This window comes from Alicyclobacillus vulcanalis (genome assembly GCF_900156755.1).
Lineage (GTDB): Bacteria > Bacillota > Bacilli > Alicyclobacillales > Alicyclobacillaceae > Alicyclobacillus > Alicyclobacillus vulcanalis.
In genome coordinates, this window is record NZ_FTOO01000003.1 from 141,164 (window position 1) to 156,265 (window position 15,102).

The 15,102-nt window shown below is 61.4% G+C and carries 15 protein-coding genes; 7 read left to right on the forward strand and 8 right to left on the reverse strand.

The window, feature by feature from the left end:
* Positions 1–2 precede the first annotated feature (2 nt).
* Both BW934_RS04925 and BW934_RS04930 read left to right on the forward strand, forming a co-directional pair.
* Positions 3–1,133 carry a glycosyltransferase family 2 protein gene (locus tag BW934_RS04925; protein ID WP_234969570.1) on the forward strand — a complete coding sequence of 377 codons (1,131 nt, stop codon included), beginning with the start codon at positions 3–5 and terminating at the stop codon, positions 1,131–1,133.
* 228 nt (positions 1,134–1,361) lie between these two features.
* Positions 1,362–1,871, forward strand: a complete 510-nt coding sequence (locus BW934_RS04930; protein WP_076345715.1) for a DinB family protein — start codon at positions 1,362–1,364, stop codon at positions 1,869–1,871.
* Between the two features lie 232 nt (positions 1,872–2,103).
* On the opposite strand, the gene cynS is transcribed toward BW934_RS04930, so the two are convergent.
* Together cynS and BW934_RS04940 are read right to left on the reverse strand one after the other, a co-directional pair.
* Positions 2,104–2,547 carry a cyanase gene (cynS, locus tag BW934_RS04935; protein ID WP_076345717.1) on the reverse strand — a complete coding sequence of 148 codons (444 nt, stop codon included), beginning with the start codon at positions 2,545–2,547 and terminating at the stop codon, positions 2,104–2,106.
* 232 nt (positions 2,548–2,779) lie between these two features.
* Positions 2,780–4,024, reverse strand: coding sequence for an MFS transporter (locus tag BW934_RS04940; RefSeq protein WP_159437295.1), 1,245 nt, complete (start codon positions 4,022–4,024; stop codon positions 2,780–2,782).
* Between the two features lie 136 nt (positions 4,025–4,160).
* Here BW934_RS04940 and BW934_RS04945 point away from each other — a divergent pair, with 136 nt between their 5' ends.
* The gene (locus BW934_RS04945; protein WP_076345721.1) at positions 4,161–4,616 is read left to right on the forward strand and encodes an Lrp/AsnC family transcriptional regulator; all 456 of its coding nucleotides are present in this window, start codon (positions 4,161–4,163) and stop codon (positions 4,614–4,616) included.
* A gap of 397 nt (positions 4,617–5,013) precedes the next feature.
* On the opposite strand, the gene BW934_RS15170 is transcribed toward BW934_RS04945, so the two are convergent.
* The 5 genes from BW934_RS15170 to deoD all read right to left on the reverse strand — a co-directional run bounded on the left by BW934_RS15170 (position 5,014) and on the right by deoD (position 9,775).
* Positions 5,014–5,190, reverse strand: a complete 177-nt coding sequence (locus BW934_RS15170; RefSeq protein WP_234969571.1) for a hypothetical protein — start codon at positions 5,188–5,190, stop codon at positions 5,014–5,016.
* Positions 5,191–5,666: 476 nt separating this feature from the next.
* On the reverse strand, positions 5,667–6,218 hold the full coding sequence (locus tag BW934_RS04955) for a tetratricopeptide repeat protein (protein WP_159437296.1): 552 nt from the start codon (positions 6,216–6,218) through the stop codon (positions 5,667–5,669).
* A gap of 734 nt (positions 6,219–6,952) precedes the next feature.
* On the reverse strand, positions 6,953–7,972 hold the full coding sequence (locus BW934_RS04960) for a LacI family DNA-binding transcriptional regulator (RefSeq protein ID WP_076345723.1): 1,020 nt from the start codon (positions 7,970–7,972) through the stop codon (positions 6,953–6,955).
* 76 nt (positions 7,973–8,048) lie between these two features.
* Complete coding sequence (gene gnd, locus BW934_RS04965) at positions 8,049–8,945, reverse strand: phosphogluconate dehydrogenase (NAD(+)-dependent, decarboxylating) (protein WP_076345725.1); 897 nt, start codon at positions 8,943–8,945, stop codon at positions 8,049–8,051.
* Between the two features lie 122 nt (positions 8,946–9,067).
* Complete coding sequence (gene deoD / locus BW934_RS04970) at positions 9,068–9,775, reverse strand: purine-nucleoside phosphorylase (RefSeq protein WP_076345727.1); 708 nt, start codon at positions 9,773–9,775, stop codon at positions 9,068–9,070.
* A gap of 102 nt (positions 9,776–9,877) precedes the next feature.
* Between deoD and dapD the strand changes: the two genes are divergently transcribed.
* Positions 9,878–10,582: a 2,3,4,5-tetrahydropyridine-2,6-dicarboxylate N-acetyltransferase gene (gene dapD / locus BW934_RS04975; RefSeq protein ID WP_076345729.1), complete on the forward strand. Its 705-nt coding sequence runs from the start codon at positions 9,878–9,880 to the stop codon at positions 10,580–10,582.
* On the forward strand, positions 10,582–11,709 hold the full coding sequence (locus BW934_RS04980) for an N-acetyldiaminopimelate deacetylase (protein ID WP_076345731.1): 1,128 nt from the start codon (positions 10,582–10,584) through the stop codon (positions 11,707–11,709). The genes dapD and BW934_RS04980 overlap by 1 nt, the downstream gene beginning before the upstream one ends.
* 294 nt (positions 11,710–12,003) lie before the next feature.
* Here the strand turns inward: BW934_RS04980 and BW934_RS04985 are convergent, their stop codons facing one another.
* The gene (locus BW934_RS04985) at positions 12,004–13,185 is read right to left on the reverse strand and encodes an aminotransferase class I/II-fold pyridoxal phosphate-dependent enzyme (RefSeq protein WP_076345966.1); all 1,182 of its coding nucleotides are present in this window, start codon (positions 13,183–13,185) and stop codon (positions 12,004–12,006) included.
* 167 nt (positions 13,186–13,352) lie between these two features.
* On the opposite strand from BW934_RS04985, the gene BW934_RS04990 reads away from it, so the two are divergent.
* A complete protein-coding gene (locus BW934_RS04990) occupies positions 13,353–13,883 on the forward strand; it encodes a hypothetical protein (protein WP_076345733.1) in 531 nt (176 codons plus the stop codon).
* 120 nt (positions 13,884–14,003) lie between these two features.
* Positions 14,004–14,822, forward strand: a complete 819-nt coding sequence (locus BW934_RS04995; RefSeq protein WP_084182489.1) for a G1 family glutamic endopeptidase — start codon at positions 14,004–14,006, stop codon at positions 14,820–14,822.
* Positions 14,823–15,102 lie beyond the last annotated feature (280 nt).

The following is a 15,102-nucleotide window of genomic DNA, read 5'->3' on the forward strand; positions in this document are numbered from 1 at the left end:
CCGTGGTGCATCCACTCCTATTGGCGTACGACGCAATGGTCTGCCTCATGGCGCTTTTGAACCGATGGCTGTGGCCGCGCCTCCAGACAAGCGAACACCGAGCAATGGACGAGAGGCGCGCGCCGCGCGGGGAGGAGGCCCGTCGCGCCCCCCGCATGGCGATTCTCGTACCTGCGCGCAACGAGTCCCATCAGATCAGCGCCTGTCTCGACGCCTTGCTGCACGCCACCCCACCGTCCGCGACGATCATCGTGCTCGACGATGAGTCCTCGGACGACACCTGGGCCCGCCTGTCCGCGCTTCGGCGAGCGACGGATCGAGACCTGCGCGTGGTGCGCGGGCGCCCCCGCCCACCCGGTTGGCGCGGAAAGAATTGGGCATGCGCGCAGCTGGCCGATCACGCCAGTGACGCGGACATTCTCGTCTTTGTGGACGCCGACACGCGCCTTGTACCGGGGGCCGCCGAACGGCTTGCACAGGAGATGGTCGATCAACGATGGGAGATGGCCTCGGTGTTTCCGCGCCAGGAGGCTCGCCGCCTCGCCGCCCTGCTCGTGTATCTTTTTCCATGGAGCCTCGTGGCGCACGCGCCGCTTTTTGTGCAACGTTGGCGCCGACGCGCGCTGCCCGTCGCCGTCGGCCAGGTGATCGCGTTTCAGCGCTCGGCCTACGCGTCCCTCGGAGGGCACGCTGGCGTGAAAGGCGAGATCGCCGAGGATCTCGCCCTGGCGCGCAAGGCCGCGAGGCGGAAGATGGCTGGCGCGGTGATCGATGGCGCCTCCTCGGCGTCCTGCACCATGTACACATCCTGGGGCCAGGCATGGCGCGGCTTTCAGAAAAACTGGTGTTTCACGGTCGGCCATCCGATGATTTCGTGCCTGGTCTGGGCATGGCTCGCCTACGCCTTCGGATGGCTGCCGCTGTGCGGCCTAGCGGAAGCTTGCTTGGGACACGTCAATGTCGCCGCGCTCTTACAGTGGCCCGCCGTGCTTTGGATAGGCGCCTGCGCCAAGCGACACGTGCGGATGCCCATTTGGGTGTTGTTCACGGCGCCCGTCAGTGCCGTGCTTGGCTTTGTGCTCGCGGTCGACTCGTGGATCCACCAGGTCCGCGACACGACGATTTGGTCCTGAGTGACCTCCTCACGCCATCACAAGTTTTGCAGAGACCAGGCAGGACATCACTGACATTTGCAGAACTAAACCCTGAGAGGATTCGCGACCCAGCCCGACATCTGAATCACGCGATACTTCCGCATATTCGGCACCACACAGGCTCTTTCCTGTGCTTTCGGCAGAATGATGCGCGGAACCCGGGACTTGCGCCTCGGTTCGCCCGAAACGGATGGAGGCTTCGACCGTATGGATAGCTTTGCATTTGTGGAGTCCACGCACCGGGACACGTTGGCCGTGATCGACAGCGCGACGGATGAGGAGCTCAACGCTTCTCCGGGCCCGGGGAGATGGACCGTTGGGCAGGTGTTAGAACACATCCTGAAGACGGATCTGTCGATCATCCCTGTGTTCCGCAGCGCGCTCAAGGAACGCCGACCCTACAGCGGGACGGTGAAGGGCGTGGAGCGAGCGACGAATCGCTCGGTAAAAATCGAAGCGCCCGAGTTCATTCGCCCGTCGGACGAGCCGAAGTCTCGCGAAGCGTTGCGCCAAGCGCTCGAGGAAGCGCGCCGGACGCTCGTTGAATCGGCGAAAGCCGTGGGCACCCCTGAAGAGTTGGAACACCTGGGAGCGCCTGTCCCCCATCCGGTGTTCGGCGAGTTGTCGCTGCGGGAGTGGCTCGAGTTTGTCGGCTATCACGAGCAACGTCACGTGGCGCAGGCACGAGAGGCGTTGGAAGCGGTGCGCAAGTTGTGATAGGCGCGTCGTGTGATGCGAGCAGCCGAGCGCGAACCGCGCGCAAACAACTTCGCAGGGGTTGAGATGGGGCATGGGGCGTAAAGCCAGGCGCAGAAAGCCGGCGTGAACGAGCCACGCGCACCATGGCCTGCGACGCGCGCCGAACCGGTGCGCTCCACCACCGCCCGACGCTCCCGGCGGCGCGACACATGGCCAAAGGCGCACAAAGACGTACATCGCGGTCGCGAGTCTAAAATGTTCGATACGGCAAGTACTTTCCGCTCATCGTGACGCGGACGCGATCGCCCCGAGGGTCAGGTTCTCGGTCGACGTGCATTTCAAAGTCTATCGCGCTCATGATGCCGTCGCCAAATTTTTCGTGCAGAATCTCCTTGAAGGCAGGCCCATACACCAGGATGATCTCGTACAGCCGGTACAAGACCGGATCCGTCGGCGGCATGGAGACGCCTCCTCGATAGGGCGGAACGGTCAACGTATGCGCCGCCTCCGCGGGCAGCCCGAGGAGCTCCAGGGCGCGTTCGGCCTGGTGAAGCTGAAGTGTCCCCTGTCCTAAGAGCGCGGAAGTGCAGTGGATTTCCGGTACACCCACGTGCTGGGCGATCTCGCCCCACGTGAGATTTCGTGTCAGTTTTGCTTCTCTCACCATCTCGAGCAAAGCTTCGCGTGTATACAACGTGATGATACCTCCCCAAAACCACGTTTTTGAGTATTGTATCGCTTTTCTTTCTGCCCAAATACCTTCTTTGTCAGGTATGCTGACAGACACGATAGAAAAGTTTCAGCTCGCCGCGGCATGCGCCTGTGGCTTTGAAGGCAAACTTTGAGCCGGGAAGGCCGATGTGCCCCCCGGCATCCACCCCAGCGCCCGACTCCCCTTATTTGATCTGTCCCCCGCTCAACGCCCGTCATGGGTCGCAACCGAACGCAGACGAGCTGGCGCGATCGCCCCCGATCCTGCTGTCCCTCGGATCGTGCGACGCGAACCGCGCGCTGTGCGCAGCAGCCAGCGTCATCGCGGCGCAAAGCAGGGCGACGGACACGTACCCACCGCGGACGTCAAGCCAGCCTGCGATCGCTGGTGCGATGGTCACAGCGATGTTTGTGGCAAAGCTATACCATCCCATGACGGACTCCCGGATTTCGCCTGCCTGTTCAGTGAAAACTGCGGTCAAGAGCGTTACGGCTACGCTTTGAAGCGCGCCCCAGACAAAAAGTACAAGACAAACCATCACGGCGTTGTGCATCGCGAAGGGCAGCGCGAGAAGGACGAACGCTAGAGCCAGGAGGCTTCGCACCAGGGTCCTCTGTCGTCCCCATTGATCCGCCCACCGCCCCGTCACAACACTGGTTGCAAACCCGGTACCATAAGCGAGGAGCAAAGCCCCGCTTTCAACATGCGCCGCACGGAGGTGCCAAGCCTCACCGAACAGCGCGTACATCCCGTAAAACCCGAACATATTGCCAAACGTAGCGATCACGAGCGCTACGACTCGACCGCGTGTAGCGCGATCCGCCCTCACTCTGCGCGGATCAGCAGCAACCCGCGGGCCATCTTGGTTGGAAGATACGCGCGTGCCCCGGTGTGACCATGCCATGAACAGCGAAAGGATTGTGGCCGCGATGGCGAATGTGAGGAACACCGAACGCCAACCCAGACCGCGCCCCATCCATGTGGCGAGGGGAACGCCGAGGATGAACGACCACGACCACCCGGAGACCACCCATCCTAACGCTTGCCCGCGGAATTGGTCTGCGGTCAACTGTCCAGCAAGCGCGTAGGTGCTCGGGACGGTGAGTCCAGCCGCCAACCCGGACAAGAATCTCCCTAGCAAAAACTCGAAAAAAGTTGACGAGCATGCGCACAGCAGGGAGGATACGGCGAGTCCGCCCATACCCAACCCAAGTGCAACACCTAGGCCCTTCCGTTCACCGATGCGAGTCAAAACCGGCGCCCCGAAGGCTAAGGCGAGTCCGTATACACTCACAGCGAGTGCAGCCTGAACCACCGACACTTGGAACGCGTTTGCGATTTTCCACAGCATCGGTGACAACACCATTTCGTCCGAACCCACCAACAAAATGATCAAGGTGAACGGCATGACCAGGCTGATGAATTCACCTCTCCGCCTGCCGGTACAGTGATAGGACACGCGGCTTCCCTCCATCTTGCCAGACTTGTCGATGAACCGTATCATACAAAGCAAAACTCTCATTGTACCCAGTTCATCGAAAGTTCTATTTGTATTTTTTCTTTGAAGAAAAAGAAAATCAGGAGTTGAACCTTCGATGCATGAACTCGATGAGATGGATTGGAAAATTCTCGAGCATCTGCAGTTGAACGCGCGCATCTCCTATCGCGAACTGGGGGACCTTGTGAGATTGTCCCCACCTGCGGTCGCGGAACGAATCCGCAAGATGGAGGATGCCGGGGTGATTCGACATTACCGAGCTTCTGTGGATACGAAGAAAGTGGGTTACGACGTGCAGTGCTTCATCCGCTTGACCGTCCACGGAGGCCGCTATGCAAGCGCCATCGCCGCTGCACAGGAACAACCAGAGGTTCTTGAATGCCACCGGATCACGGGCGACGCGTGCTTGCTCCTCAAAGTCGTCGCGAGTTCGATGGAACATCTGGAACGCGTCATTGATGCGCTCCTGCCCTTTGGGCAGATTGTCACCTCTCTCGTATTGTCCACGCCGATACCCGAGCGCCCGATTCCACCGATTGTCGTGAACAAATGAGGCCGCCTTCAGGCTGCAAGATAGCAGCCCACTGTGACAGCGGTCTGCCGACACAGCACATGTGTCGTCCGTCAACGAGACGCCTCGCCCTTCTGCACCTTGTCGCCAAGCGGGGCTGTGGATCCGGAATCGTGTTCTCCAACGCGGGAGATCCTCGCGCACACTTGGGCCCGTCCCAAAAGATAAGTTCGCTTTTCCTCACCGCCCATCGCTCATCGCGAACCCGACCTAGGTCTACGCTCACGGTGTGGCGGCCGGTGGGATGCATGTGCATGCGGGGCCCTGCTGCGCGGGCGCTGTATCCGCCGGGGTGAAAATGGGGAGAGTCGTGCGAGGCGCTTTGCACGAGAAGATCGATCGGCCTGCCGAGGCACGGATGCTTCGACAGGCCGAATCGTTAATGAGATGATTTGCGCGCGAGCTCTTCAATCTCTTGCCTGGAAAGGCCGGTGATATCCGCAATTTCTCCGACCTTCATGCCCTTGCGAAGCATGTTCATGGCGATTTCCATATGCCCTTCTATACGGCCTTCCTGGCGTCCTTCCTCATAGAGCTCTTCCGCCAGCTTCGACACGTTTCTCAGCTCCTTCCGCAGTTGTGCTCGCTGTTCCTCTGTGAGGCCTTGATCGCCAAGCACGAGAATTGCACTCACAACCAAATCCCGTTCGGTCTCATCCGGTACACGCGGAATGAGCTCGCGCACTCGCTCAAACGTCTTCTCCTGGCTCTCCAAGCGCATGTTGAGCGCGAGACCCAATCCGCATACGGTCGCCGGGTTCCCACTGTCCCGTACGCAGATGTTTCTCGACTTCGTCCAACGCTTGATCACCGTCGAGATGTCGCAGAAAGACGTTCTCAACGCGATAATGCGCGGTCCCGATGTCGAGCTCATCTGGCGCGCTGGCGACGCTGTAGGAAAATCGTGTTGCAAAGTCCAAGTTAGTCATTTGAGTCTGCACAGAAATCTTCGTGTAATTATTCAAATCAAAGGCTTTACCAAGGTTAATTGTCCTCCTGTCGGTAACGGCCCAGTTATCTGAGGAACAATGGTTATTCAATCTCGTCAATATAGCTTATAATGGCCTCTCTGTAGCGTTCTATATCCGAGGATTGAACATACTGCAACATAGCTCTCATAACTATCTTTAGTGCTTCTGATTTGTTCCCCTGACTATACAAGGACAAACCAAGAAACATGCTTATTGAAGGAAGCTCAGGATAACGCCGTTGTGCATCTATCAACACCTGAACAGCTTCATCGACTCTCCCGACATTTCGAAGTGAACTGCCAAGCTGTAATAAAGCGTAAGCATGATATTCAGCGGAAAGCCCAAGCCGTACAGCTTCTTCATACAAAGGTATAGCCTCGGCCTCTCGACCTAAATAGTCTAACGCACGTGCCAACTCGAACTTTGCTCTCGCCGATGAAGGATGTTGACGCTCAGTTTCCGCAAAGTATTCGACCAACCGTGATTCATCGTCCTTATAAGTCCACCCAGTTTCAACAACTGCGGTCCAATTCGGCTCCATTTTGATTCGTTCCTTCCAAACAGTCGTTACTGCAGTAATCTGTTTTGATAGCCCAGTATACGCGTAGTCCATTTGATCGAGAATCATTCCGCGGCGAATCTGTTCTCGATGACCCCTATCATCGAGGATGTGGTGGACCATGGGGCACGTTGCGTGGTTGCGTTCGTCTTTTGTCCTCAATCCCTATCCAACGTGCTTCGTTGATATTGGCACTGGACCCATGCGCAACGTGTTGGCGGAAAGCTCCGTCGGAAACGACTCCACAAGCTCCACACCGTGCAGCCCAGGACGTCCAGGGCGCCGCCGGATAGGGAACGGGCGAGCGCCTTCATCAAGGTATCCTGACGAGGCATGTGTACACTCCTTGGCTTTCAGTATATGGTGCTTCCGAGAGTCCAGCAATCCCGAGAAACACGTATTGACGAAGTTTGCCGCGCGTGCTCGCGCGCGTCGCAGCACTTCTTGGTCTCATGGCTGCATGGGCTTTCGCATACGATGACCAACGCCGTTCTTCCAGACTAATAGCCTCCGCAGACGCTCCTGCAGTGGTGGCCCGAGCCGTCTGGAGATGGCCCTGGTATGAGGACGAGCGGGTTGGGTTTCGGCGGTACGACGACGACCTCGACTTCCATTCCTGGAGAGGAAAATCCGCGGGCGTGGCTCGCCGTGCGGGCTCTCTGCGCAACAACGCGAGCGCCCCGCCACGCTGCCTCATGGAGTAGAGTAGAGCAAATCATAGATGACTTGGGTATAAACTGAAATCAGCGAGGTGCTGCGGCCAGCGGGCCGCACAGAGTCAGCGCGTGTCAATGGGGCTCCTGCCCTCGCCCCGTGGATCCATGGATCACGACGGTCGAAGGCACGGTCAAGACCGTCGAAGCGACCTCTTCCCCCCGCAACCGAGCCGTGATCATCCGCCCTGCCGCTTCGCCCATTTCCTCCACCGGCTGGCGAACGCAGGTGATGGGCGGATCGACGAGATCGGCCCAGTCCGGCTGGTCAAAGGTCGCGATGCCTAGCGCGTCCGGCACGCGGTGGCCGAGCGCGCGGAGCGCGCGGTAGCATTCCATCAGCACGAGGCCATTCGCGGTGTACACGGCGGTACGCTCCTTGCGGGCACAGGCGTCCACACGCGCGAGCGCCTCCTCGAACGACGGCCAGTCGCCGCGCCGCACGCGCACGACCACGGGCTCTCGCAGCGCCACGCGGCACGCGTCCAGATATCCGTTCAGGCGATCCGTCCGGGTCGGGATGCCGCGCTCGTCCTCGGTGAGATACACCACCTGTTTGTAGCCGAGATCGAACAGCGTCCAGGCGATCTCGCGCGACGCATCGCGGTTGTTGGTTCCGATGGCGTAGGCGTTGTCCAGGGCGAAGGCGCGATCGACCAACACCACAGGCATGTCGCGCGCCAGATCCTCGAGATAACCGTTATTCGCGCCACTCGTCTGCAGCGCGATGGCCTCCACGCGATTGGCGACGAACGACTCGATCAGTTGTCGCTCGCGCTTGGCGTCGCCCTCGGATTCGGCCACCATGAGGTGGTACCCGGCGGCGCCGAGCGTCCGGGAGAACGCGCGCAGGAAACCGACGCAAAACGGATAGCTCATGTTCACCACAATGGCGCCGACGGTCTCCGTGCGCTGCGCCTTCAGCCCCTTGGCGAGCGCGTTCGGACGGTAGCCGAGCTCCGCAATGACGGCCGCTATCTTCGCTCGCGTTTTCTCGCTCATGGAGTCATAGCGCCCGTTCAAGTAGCGCGACACCGTGGTGACGGACACCCCGGCCGCTCGCGCGACGTCCTGGATGGTGGCCCGCTTTGGCACACTGTGCCTCCTTCCATGCACAAGGGAGTCACGCAAAAGGCGGTGACAACGCCACCGCCCCGACGCTCACAGCCGCTCACGCATGCTCGACCGCATGGCCCCCGAACTCGTTGCGCAGGGCCGCCTGCACCTTGCCGCTGAACGAGTCGTCCTGCATCGAGCGATACCGCATCATGACCGAAGTGGCAATGACCGGAACGGCCGCTTCGACCTCGAGCGCCTCCTGCACCGTCCACTGACCTTCGCCCGACGCGTGCACGACGCCCTTGATCTTGTCGAGCCGCGGGTCTTCACGGAACGACTTCTCCGCGAGCTCCATCAGCCAGCCGCGGATGACCGAACCGTTCGACCAACAGCGGGCGATCTCGGCAAAATTGTAGTCGAACGGCCCTTTCTCGAGCACCTCGAAGCCTTCGCCGATGGCCGCCATCATGCCGTACTCGATGCCGTTGTGCACCATTTTCGCGAAATGTCCACTGCCCGCGCGCCCTGTGTACACGTAGCCGTTGGGCACGGCCGTATCCCGGAACAGGGGCTCGATGGTCTTGAAGACTTCGGGATCTCCGCCGATCATGTAGCAGGCACCGTGGCGCGCACCCTCCATGCCGCCCGAAGTCCCCACGTCGAAGAAGTGAATGCCGAGTTTCTTCAGATCCTCGGCGTGGCGAATGCTGTCCTTGTAGTGGGAATTTCCGCCCTCGATGATGATGTCACCCGATTGAAGCAGCGGCTTCAGTTGATCAATCAGGTTGTCCACAGGCTTGCCGTGCGGCACCATCAGCCAGACGATCCGGGGTGGGGTGAGTTTCGAGACAAGGTCGGAAACAGAGCTGGCCGGCGTCGCGCCGTCTTTCGCGACCGCGTCGACCGCCGCTTTGTGCAAATCGTACGCCACCACCTGATGCCCGTGATCCATCATGTTGAGCGCCAGGTTGTGGCCCATCTTTCCGAGACCAATGAGGCCGACCTGCATTCAGGAACACCCTTTCCTTTTCCACACGTAAGATCTGTTTCTGTCGCCCGAACTCAGTGTTCCGGTTGCACCGGCCAAGTATGCGGGCGGGAATTCGGAGATGGTGTTCTCCTCGGCGCGGCTCAGAACCGAATGGCCGTCTCCAGAGCGATCTCGACCATATCGCCAAACGACCGCTCCCGCTCGGCCGCAGACGTCTCCTCCCTGGTGAGGACGTGATCGCTCACCGTGAGCACGGACAACGCGCGGGCGCCAAACTGGGCGGCCAGGGTGAATAGTTCTGCACTCTCCATCTCCACCGCTAGCATACCGAATTTCGCCCAGCGCTCCAAATCCGCCGTTCCATCGGCGTAAAATAGATCGGTTGTCATCACCGACCCCACATGGATGGACGCGCCTTTTTCTTTCGCGACCTGGTATGCGGTTTGCAGCAGCTCGAAATCGGCGGTTGGCGCGTACTGGACGTGGCCAAACCGCAGCCGGTTCGGCGCGCTCGTGGTGGAAGCGCTCATCGCGAGAATGACGTCGCGCACGCGAATGTCGGGCCGGATGGCGCCGCAGGTGCCGACGCGGATGAGGGTCTTCACGCCGTAGTCGGCGAGCAATTCATGCGCGTAGATGCTGATGGACGGGACACCCATGCCCGTGCCCTGAACCGAGACCGGCACACCTTTGTAGCGGCCGGTGTAGCCCAACATCCCGCGCACCTCGTTGTAGCAGACGCTACCCTCGAGGTAGGTGTTCGCGATATACTTGGCCCGAAGCGGATCACCCGGGAGCAGGATGCGCTCGGCAATGTCGCCTGGCTTTGCGCCGATGTGTGTGCTCATGGAACAACCTCCCTTTCTCCTGACGGGATCATACCATGGGAATCGGCCTTCCGCAGGTGGATTCCGTATCACAATGTTCACACGTGGAGAGGAATCAGGAATATGCAGACGGCTGAAGAGATCATTCGCTATATTTCGGAAAGCAAGAAGAAGACGCCGGTGAAAGTGTACCTGCGCGGCAAGCTGGACCAGATCGCGTTTCCCGAGGCGCTGAGGCCGTTCGTAGGCCCCACGGCGGGCGTCGTGTTCGGCGAGTGGAGCGACGTGCAGGCGTTTCTGCAGGCGAATCAAGCGCTCATTGAGGACTTCGAGATCGAGGCGGATCGGCGAAACAGCGCGATTCCGCTTCTCGATCTGAAAGATATCCCGGCGCGCATCGAGCCGGGCGCCATCATTCGCGACAAGGTGAAAATCGGGGAAAACGCCGTGATTATGATGGGCGCCATCCTCAACATCGGCGCAGAGGTGGGACCTGGCACCATGATCGACATGGGCGCGGTGCTCGGCGGGCGCGCGACGGTAGGTGCCAACTGCCACATCGGTGCGGGCGCCGTATTGGCAGGCGTGATCGAGCCGCCGTCCGCCAAGCCCGTGGTCATCGAGGACAACGTGCTGGTCGGCGCCAACGCGGTGATTCTCGAGGGCGTGCGCGTCGGCCGGGGCTCGGTGGTCGCAGCGGGCGCCGTGGTGATTGAGGACGTCCCGCCGGGCACCGTCGTGGCCGGGGTGCCGGCCAAAGTCATCAAGCGGATTGAGGACGTGGCGGCGAGCAAAATTGAGATCAAGGAAGAACTGAGGCGCCTGTGATGACGTGGGACGTGCACGAAGTTCGTCGGGCGTTGCACCAGATCCCCGAGCCTGGGTTTCGGGAGTTTGAGACGCAGAAAGCCGTGCTCTCGTACCTGCAGGCTCTCCCCCAGGAACACCTGCAAATTCGCACGTGGGAGACGGGCGTGATCGCCCTCGTGAAGGGGCACAGCGCAAGGCGGCGCGTGGGCTGGCGCGCGGACATGGACGGGCTGCCCGTGGCGGAGGAGACGGGCGCGCCGTTCGCGTCTCGCCATCCGGGCATGATGCACGCCTGCGGGCATGACGTGCACATGGCCATCGCGCTTGGCCTCGCGCAGCACTTCGCCCATAACCCGCCGCCGGACGATCTCGTCCTCGTCTTTCAGCCCGCCGAAGAGGGCCCGGGCGGCGCACAGCCGATGCTCGCGAGCGAGGTGTTTCAGGCCCTGCGGCCGGAGATGATCTTCGCGCTGCACGTGCAACCGGATATGGCCGTGGGCGAAATCGGCATACGGCCCGGCGTGCTCTTTGCGAACACGTCCGAGCTGTTCATCGATCTCGTCGGCCAGGGCGGACACGCCGCATATCCGCACCGTGCAAACGACATGGTGGTGGCCGGCGCGCACCTGGTCACCGCCTTGCAGACCATCGTGGCGCGAAACGTCGATCCGCTTGACAGCGCCGTCGTCACCGTGGGGCGGCTCGAGTCGGGCACGAAGATGAACATCATCGCGGAGCGGGCGCGCCTCGAGGGCACCATCCGGGCCCTGAACGCGGCCACGATGCCCCGGCTCAAGAACCGGATCGAGGCCGTGGTGGCGGGCATTGAGCGCATGTTCAACTGTCGGGCCGAGATCGACTACGGGGCGAACTATTATCAGGTGTACAACGACGAGCGCCTCACGCGGCTCTTCATGGCGTTTGTGGAGGAGACAGGGCTCGCCGACGTGCGAGAGGTGCCGCCGGCGATGACGGGCGAGGACTTCGGCTACTTTCTGAGGGAGATCCCGGGCTTTTTGTTCTGGCTCGGGGCGGCCACGCCGTACGGCCTCCATCACGCCAAGATGCTGCCCGATGAGCGCTGCATCGACGTGGCGCTTCGCGTCCTCATTCCGTTCTTTGCGGAGCGGAGGTACGACGGCTGACGGTTCACAGCCAATGCATGATGAAATACCGGTGAACTCGAAACAGAAGCAGAATCGCGGCAATCAGCGCAAACAGCACGGCGCCGACGGCGACACGGGTACGTCTCGACTTGGTACGCATGCCATCGCCTCCAGCGGACGGGTTCGCCCATAATGTGGGCCAGGCGCGCGTTTTTCATGCGATGCGGGGAGCCTGCCGTTGGAATCCCCGTGTCGCCGGGGCGCTCAGCCCGCTGCGCCAGGCGCCAAGGTACCCGAGACCGCTGTGGGCGCAAAGCAGCGCGCTCGATCGCGTCATGCGCCATGCGGCGCGCGATGCTGCCGACGTCGCTCGACAAAGTTCGCCATCCTCGCGAGCGCCTCGCGCAACGTCTGCTCCGAACACGCGAGCGATATCCGCACGTAACCTTCTCCGTAGGACGTGAAGCACATGCCCGACACGAGCGCCACGTGCGCCTCGCGCGCCAGCGCCTCGCAAAACGCGTCCGACGTCATCCCGAGCGCCTTCGGCAGCGCGGGAAAGACGTAGAAGGCGCCTGAAGGCGCCTCCACAGGCACCTGCATGTCGCGAAGCGCCCTGACCGCGAGATCGCGGTTTGCGCGGTAGGCCTCGCGCATCGGGCGACTGTCCTCTTGCCCCCGCGTCAGCGCCTCGAGCGCCGCCATCTGGCTGATGCTCGACGGACAGCTCACGCTAAACTGCGCCGCCTTGGCCATCTCCGCCGCGATGGGCGCCGGCGCAAACGCAAAGCCGATGCGCCACCCGGTCATGCTGTGGGACTTCGACAGGCCATGAAGGACCAGGGTCCGCTCGCGCATCCCCGGCATCTGAGAAATGCTGACGGGTGATCCGGCAAACTGCAGCTCGGCGTAAATTTCGTCCGATAGGACGTATAAATCGCGCTCCACGCAGACGGACGCGAGATCCGAGAGCTGTTGCTCGCTGTACACGCTGCCCGTCGGATTGGCGGGCGACGCGAGGATGAGCAGCTTGGTGCGCGGCGTGATGGCCTCCCGGAGGGCGTCCGGCGTCAGGAGAAAGCCCGTGGATCGCGTGTCGACAAAGACAGGCGTCCCGTGCGCCAGCCGGACAGCGCCTTCGTAACCGGGGTACGCGGGCGCAGGAATGACGACCTCATCGCCGGGTTCGAGCAACGCCCGCATCGCGATGTCGATGGCGTGGGTGGTCCCGACAGTGACGAGGACTTCGCTGCCGGGATCGTAGCGATAGCCGGTGAACCGCTCGTAGTAGGCAGACGCGGCCTCGCGCAGCGGCAAGATGCCGCGGTTCGGTGTGTACGACGTGAACCCCTCGTCGATGGCCCGCTTGGCCGCCTCCGCAATGTGCGCGGGCGTGGGGAAGTGAGGCTGGCCGATGGTCAAAAAAATAGCGTCCGGCTCGTCTGCGACGAGATCGGCAAATCGGCGCATGCTGGCAAACGCGAGTTGGCGCGTGCGCGCGGAAAGTTCCTGCATGAAAATTGCCCCCTTGATCGACACCTTGCCAGCTCCATCATACCGTTTGAGCATGCTTTCTCCCAACGCGATTCGCATGACACCCGCGCCGTGAGCGAAATCCAAGGTTGCCCATACCCAACTTTTATGCAATCATAGGTCTAAGATTGTGGTTGAGGAGGTAGGACATGTCTACCGCTCGGCGCAGCACCCCATGGGCGGCTCTGGCTGGGTTCTTCGCGGCGCAGTGGTTCATTACGTTCGCGCTTTACTTTGTCTTCGGCATCCTGTCCGTCCTATCCATCTTGATCATCGGATCGTATAGCTTCATCCTCTCGGGGCCGGTCACGTTCGCGCTGTACGCTGCCATCTGGGGCGGAATTTGGTTGGTTTCGTACCGAAAGAGCGGGATGGCGCACTTCACGGCCAAGCTCGCGGCGGCCACCACGCCTCTCGTCGCCATGACTGCAGCGTACGTGCTGTCGCATCCAAAGCCCAACTACCGCCTGATGATCCCCCTTCTCCCAGAAGAGATTCACTTTTATTTTGCGGCATTGGTCACACTGACACTCTTGTTTCCCTGGTACGCGATGGTGTGGAGACAAACCCTTGCGAGCCCCCGCCCCGCCGTGCGATTCACCGCGCTCATGATCCCCAGTGTCATCGCGGGGGTCCTCATCTTCGCCGCTTGCGATGTGATGCTGCCCGAAAACTGGTGAACGATGTGGAAGGTGCGCCCAGAGGATTCTGGCCACACTCTTTGGAATATGGATACGTGAAGCGAGTTTCGCAAAACTCGCTCCCTTCGCAATGTGCGCAATCAAAAGGGGGATCTGTGCATGAACGGCACCTCAGTCTGGAAAGCGTCAGGCATCGCAGCCGCCTCGTGCCTGACAGCCGCGGCACTTCTCGCCTGGCCCCACGCCACATCCACGTTGGACGCGTCGCCCGCCATCTTCCACGCGCCGCGGCACGCGCTCTCGCCCAACACCAGCCCGAAACCGAACAGCGTCCAGGCACAGAACTTTGGTTGGTCGGCGTCGAACTGGTCGGGATATGCCGTGACCGGCAGCACGTACAACGACATCACAGGCAGTTGGATTGTGCCTGCGGTGAGCCCATCCAAGAGAAGCACGTACTCTTCGAGCTGGATCGGCATCGACGGGTTCAACAACAGCGATCTCATTCAAACCGGCACGGAGCAGGACTATGTCAACGGTCACGCGCAGTACGACGCCTGGTGGGAAATCCTCCCCGCCCCCGAGACGGTCATCTCGAACATGACCATCGCCCCGGGCGACCGGATGAGCGCGCACATCCACAACAACGGCAACGGAACCTGGACGATTACGTTGACGGACGTGACCCGCAACGAGACGTTCTCCACCACGCAGTCGTACTCGGGCCCTGGCTCGTCGGCCGAGTGGATCCAGGAGGCGCCGGAGATCGGCGGCCGGATCGCCACGCTCGCCAACTACGGCGAGACCACGTTCGATCCCGGCACCGTAAACGGCGGCAACCCAGGTTTTACCCTGTCCGACGCGGGCTACATGGTGCAGAACAACGCGGTCGTGTCTGTGCCGTCCGCACCCGACTCGGATACCGACGGCTTCAACGTGGCCTACGGCTCCAACCAGCCGAGCCCACCGGCCTCCTGACCCTCGACGATCGCGGCGGCCCTGCATGGAAGCGCAGGGCCCCGCTTCGTTTTTCGCCCGAACCCTCGCCCCTTCGCGCGACGTCGCTGCACATGCGCCCCAGGGCCACCGGCCAAGCGCCCTTGTGCGGCGCGCCTGACCTCCCCCGCACGGCCATTCACGTTGGTCTGGGACCGCTTGTTCGCGAAACTGTCATCGGCCTCTCGCTTGCGCGCACGCGTGGTCCTTGCTATATTCTCAGTGGAGTCTAGCGAGACTTGCGAAATCTCCCAAGCATCAC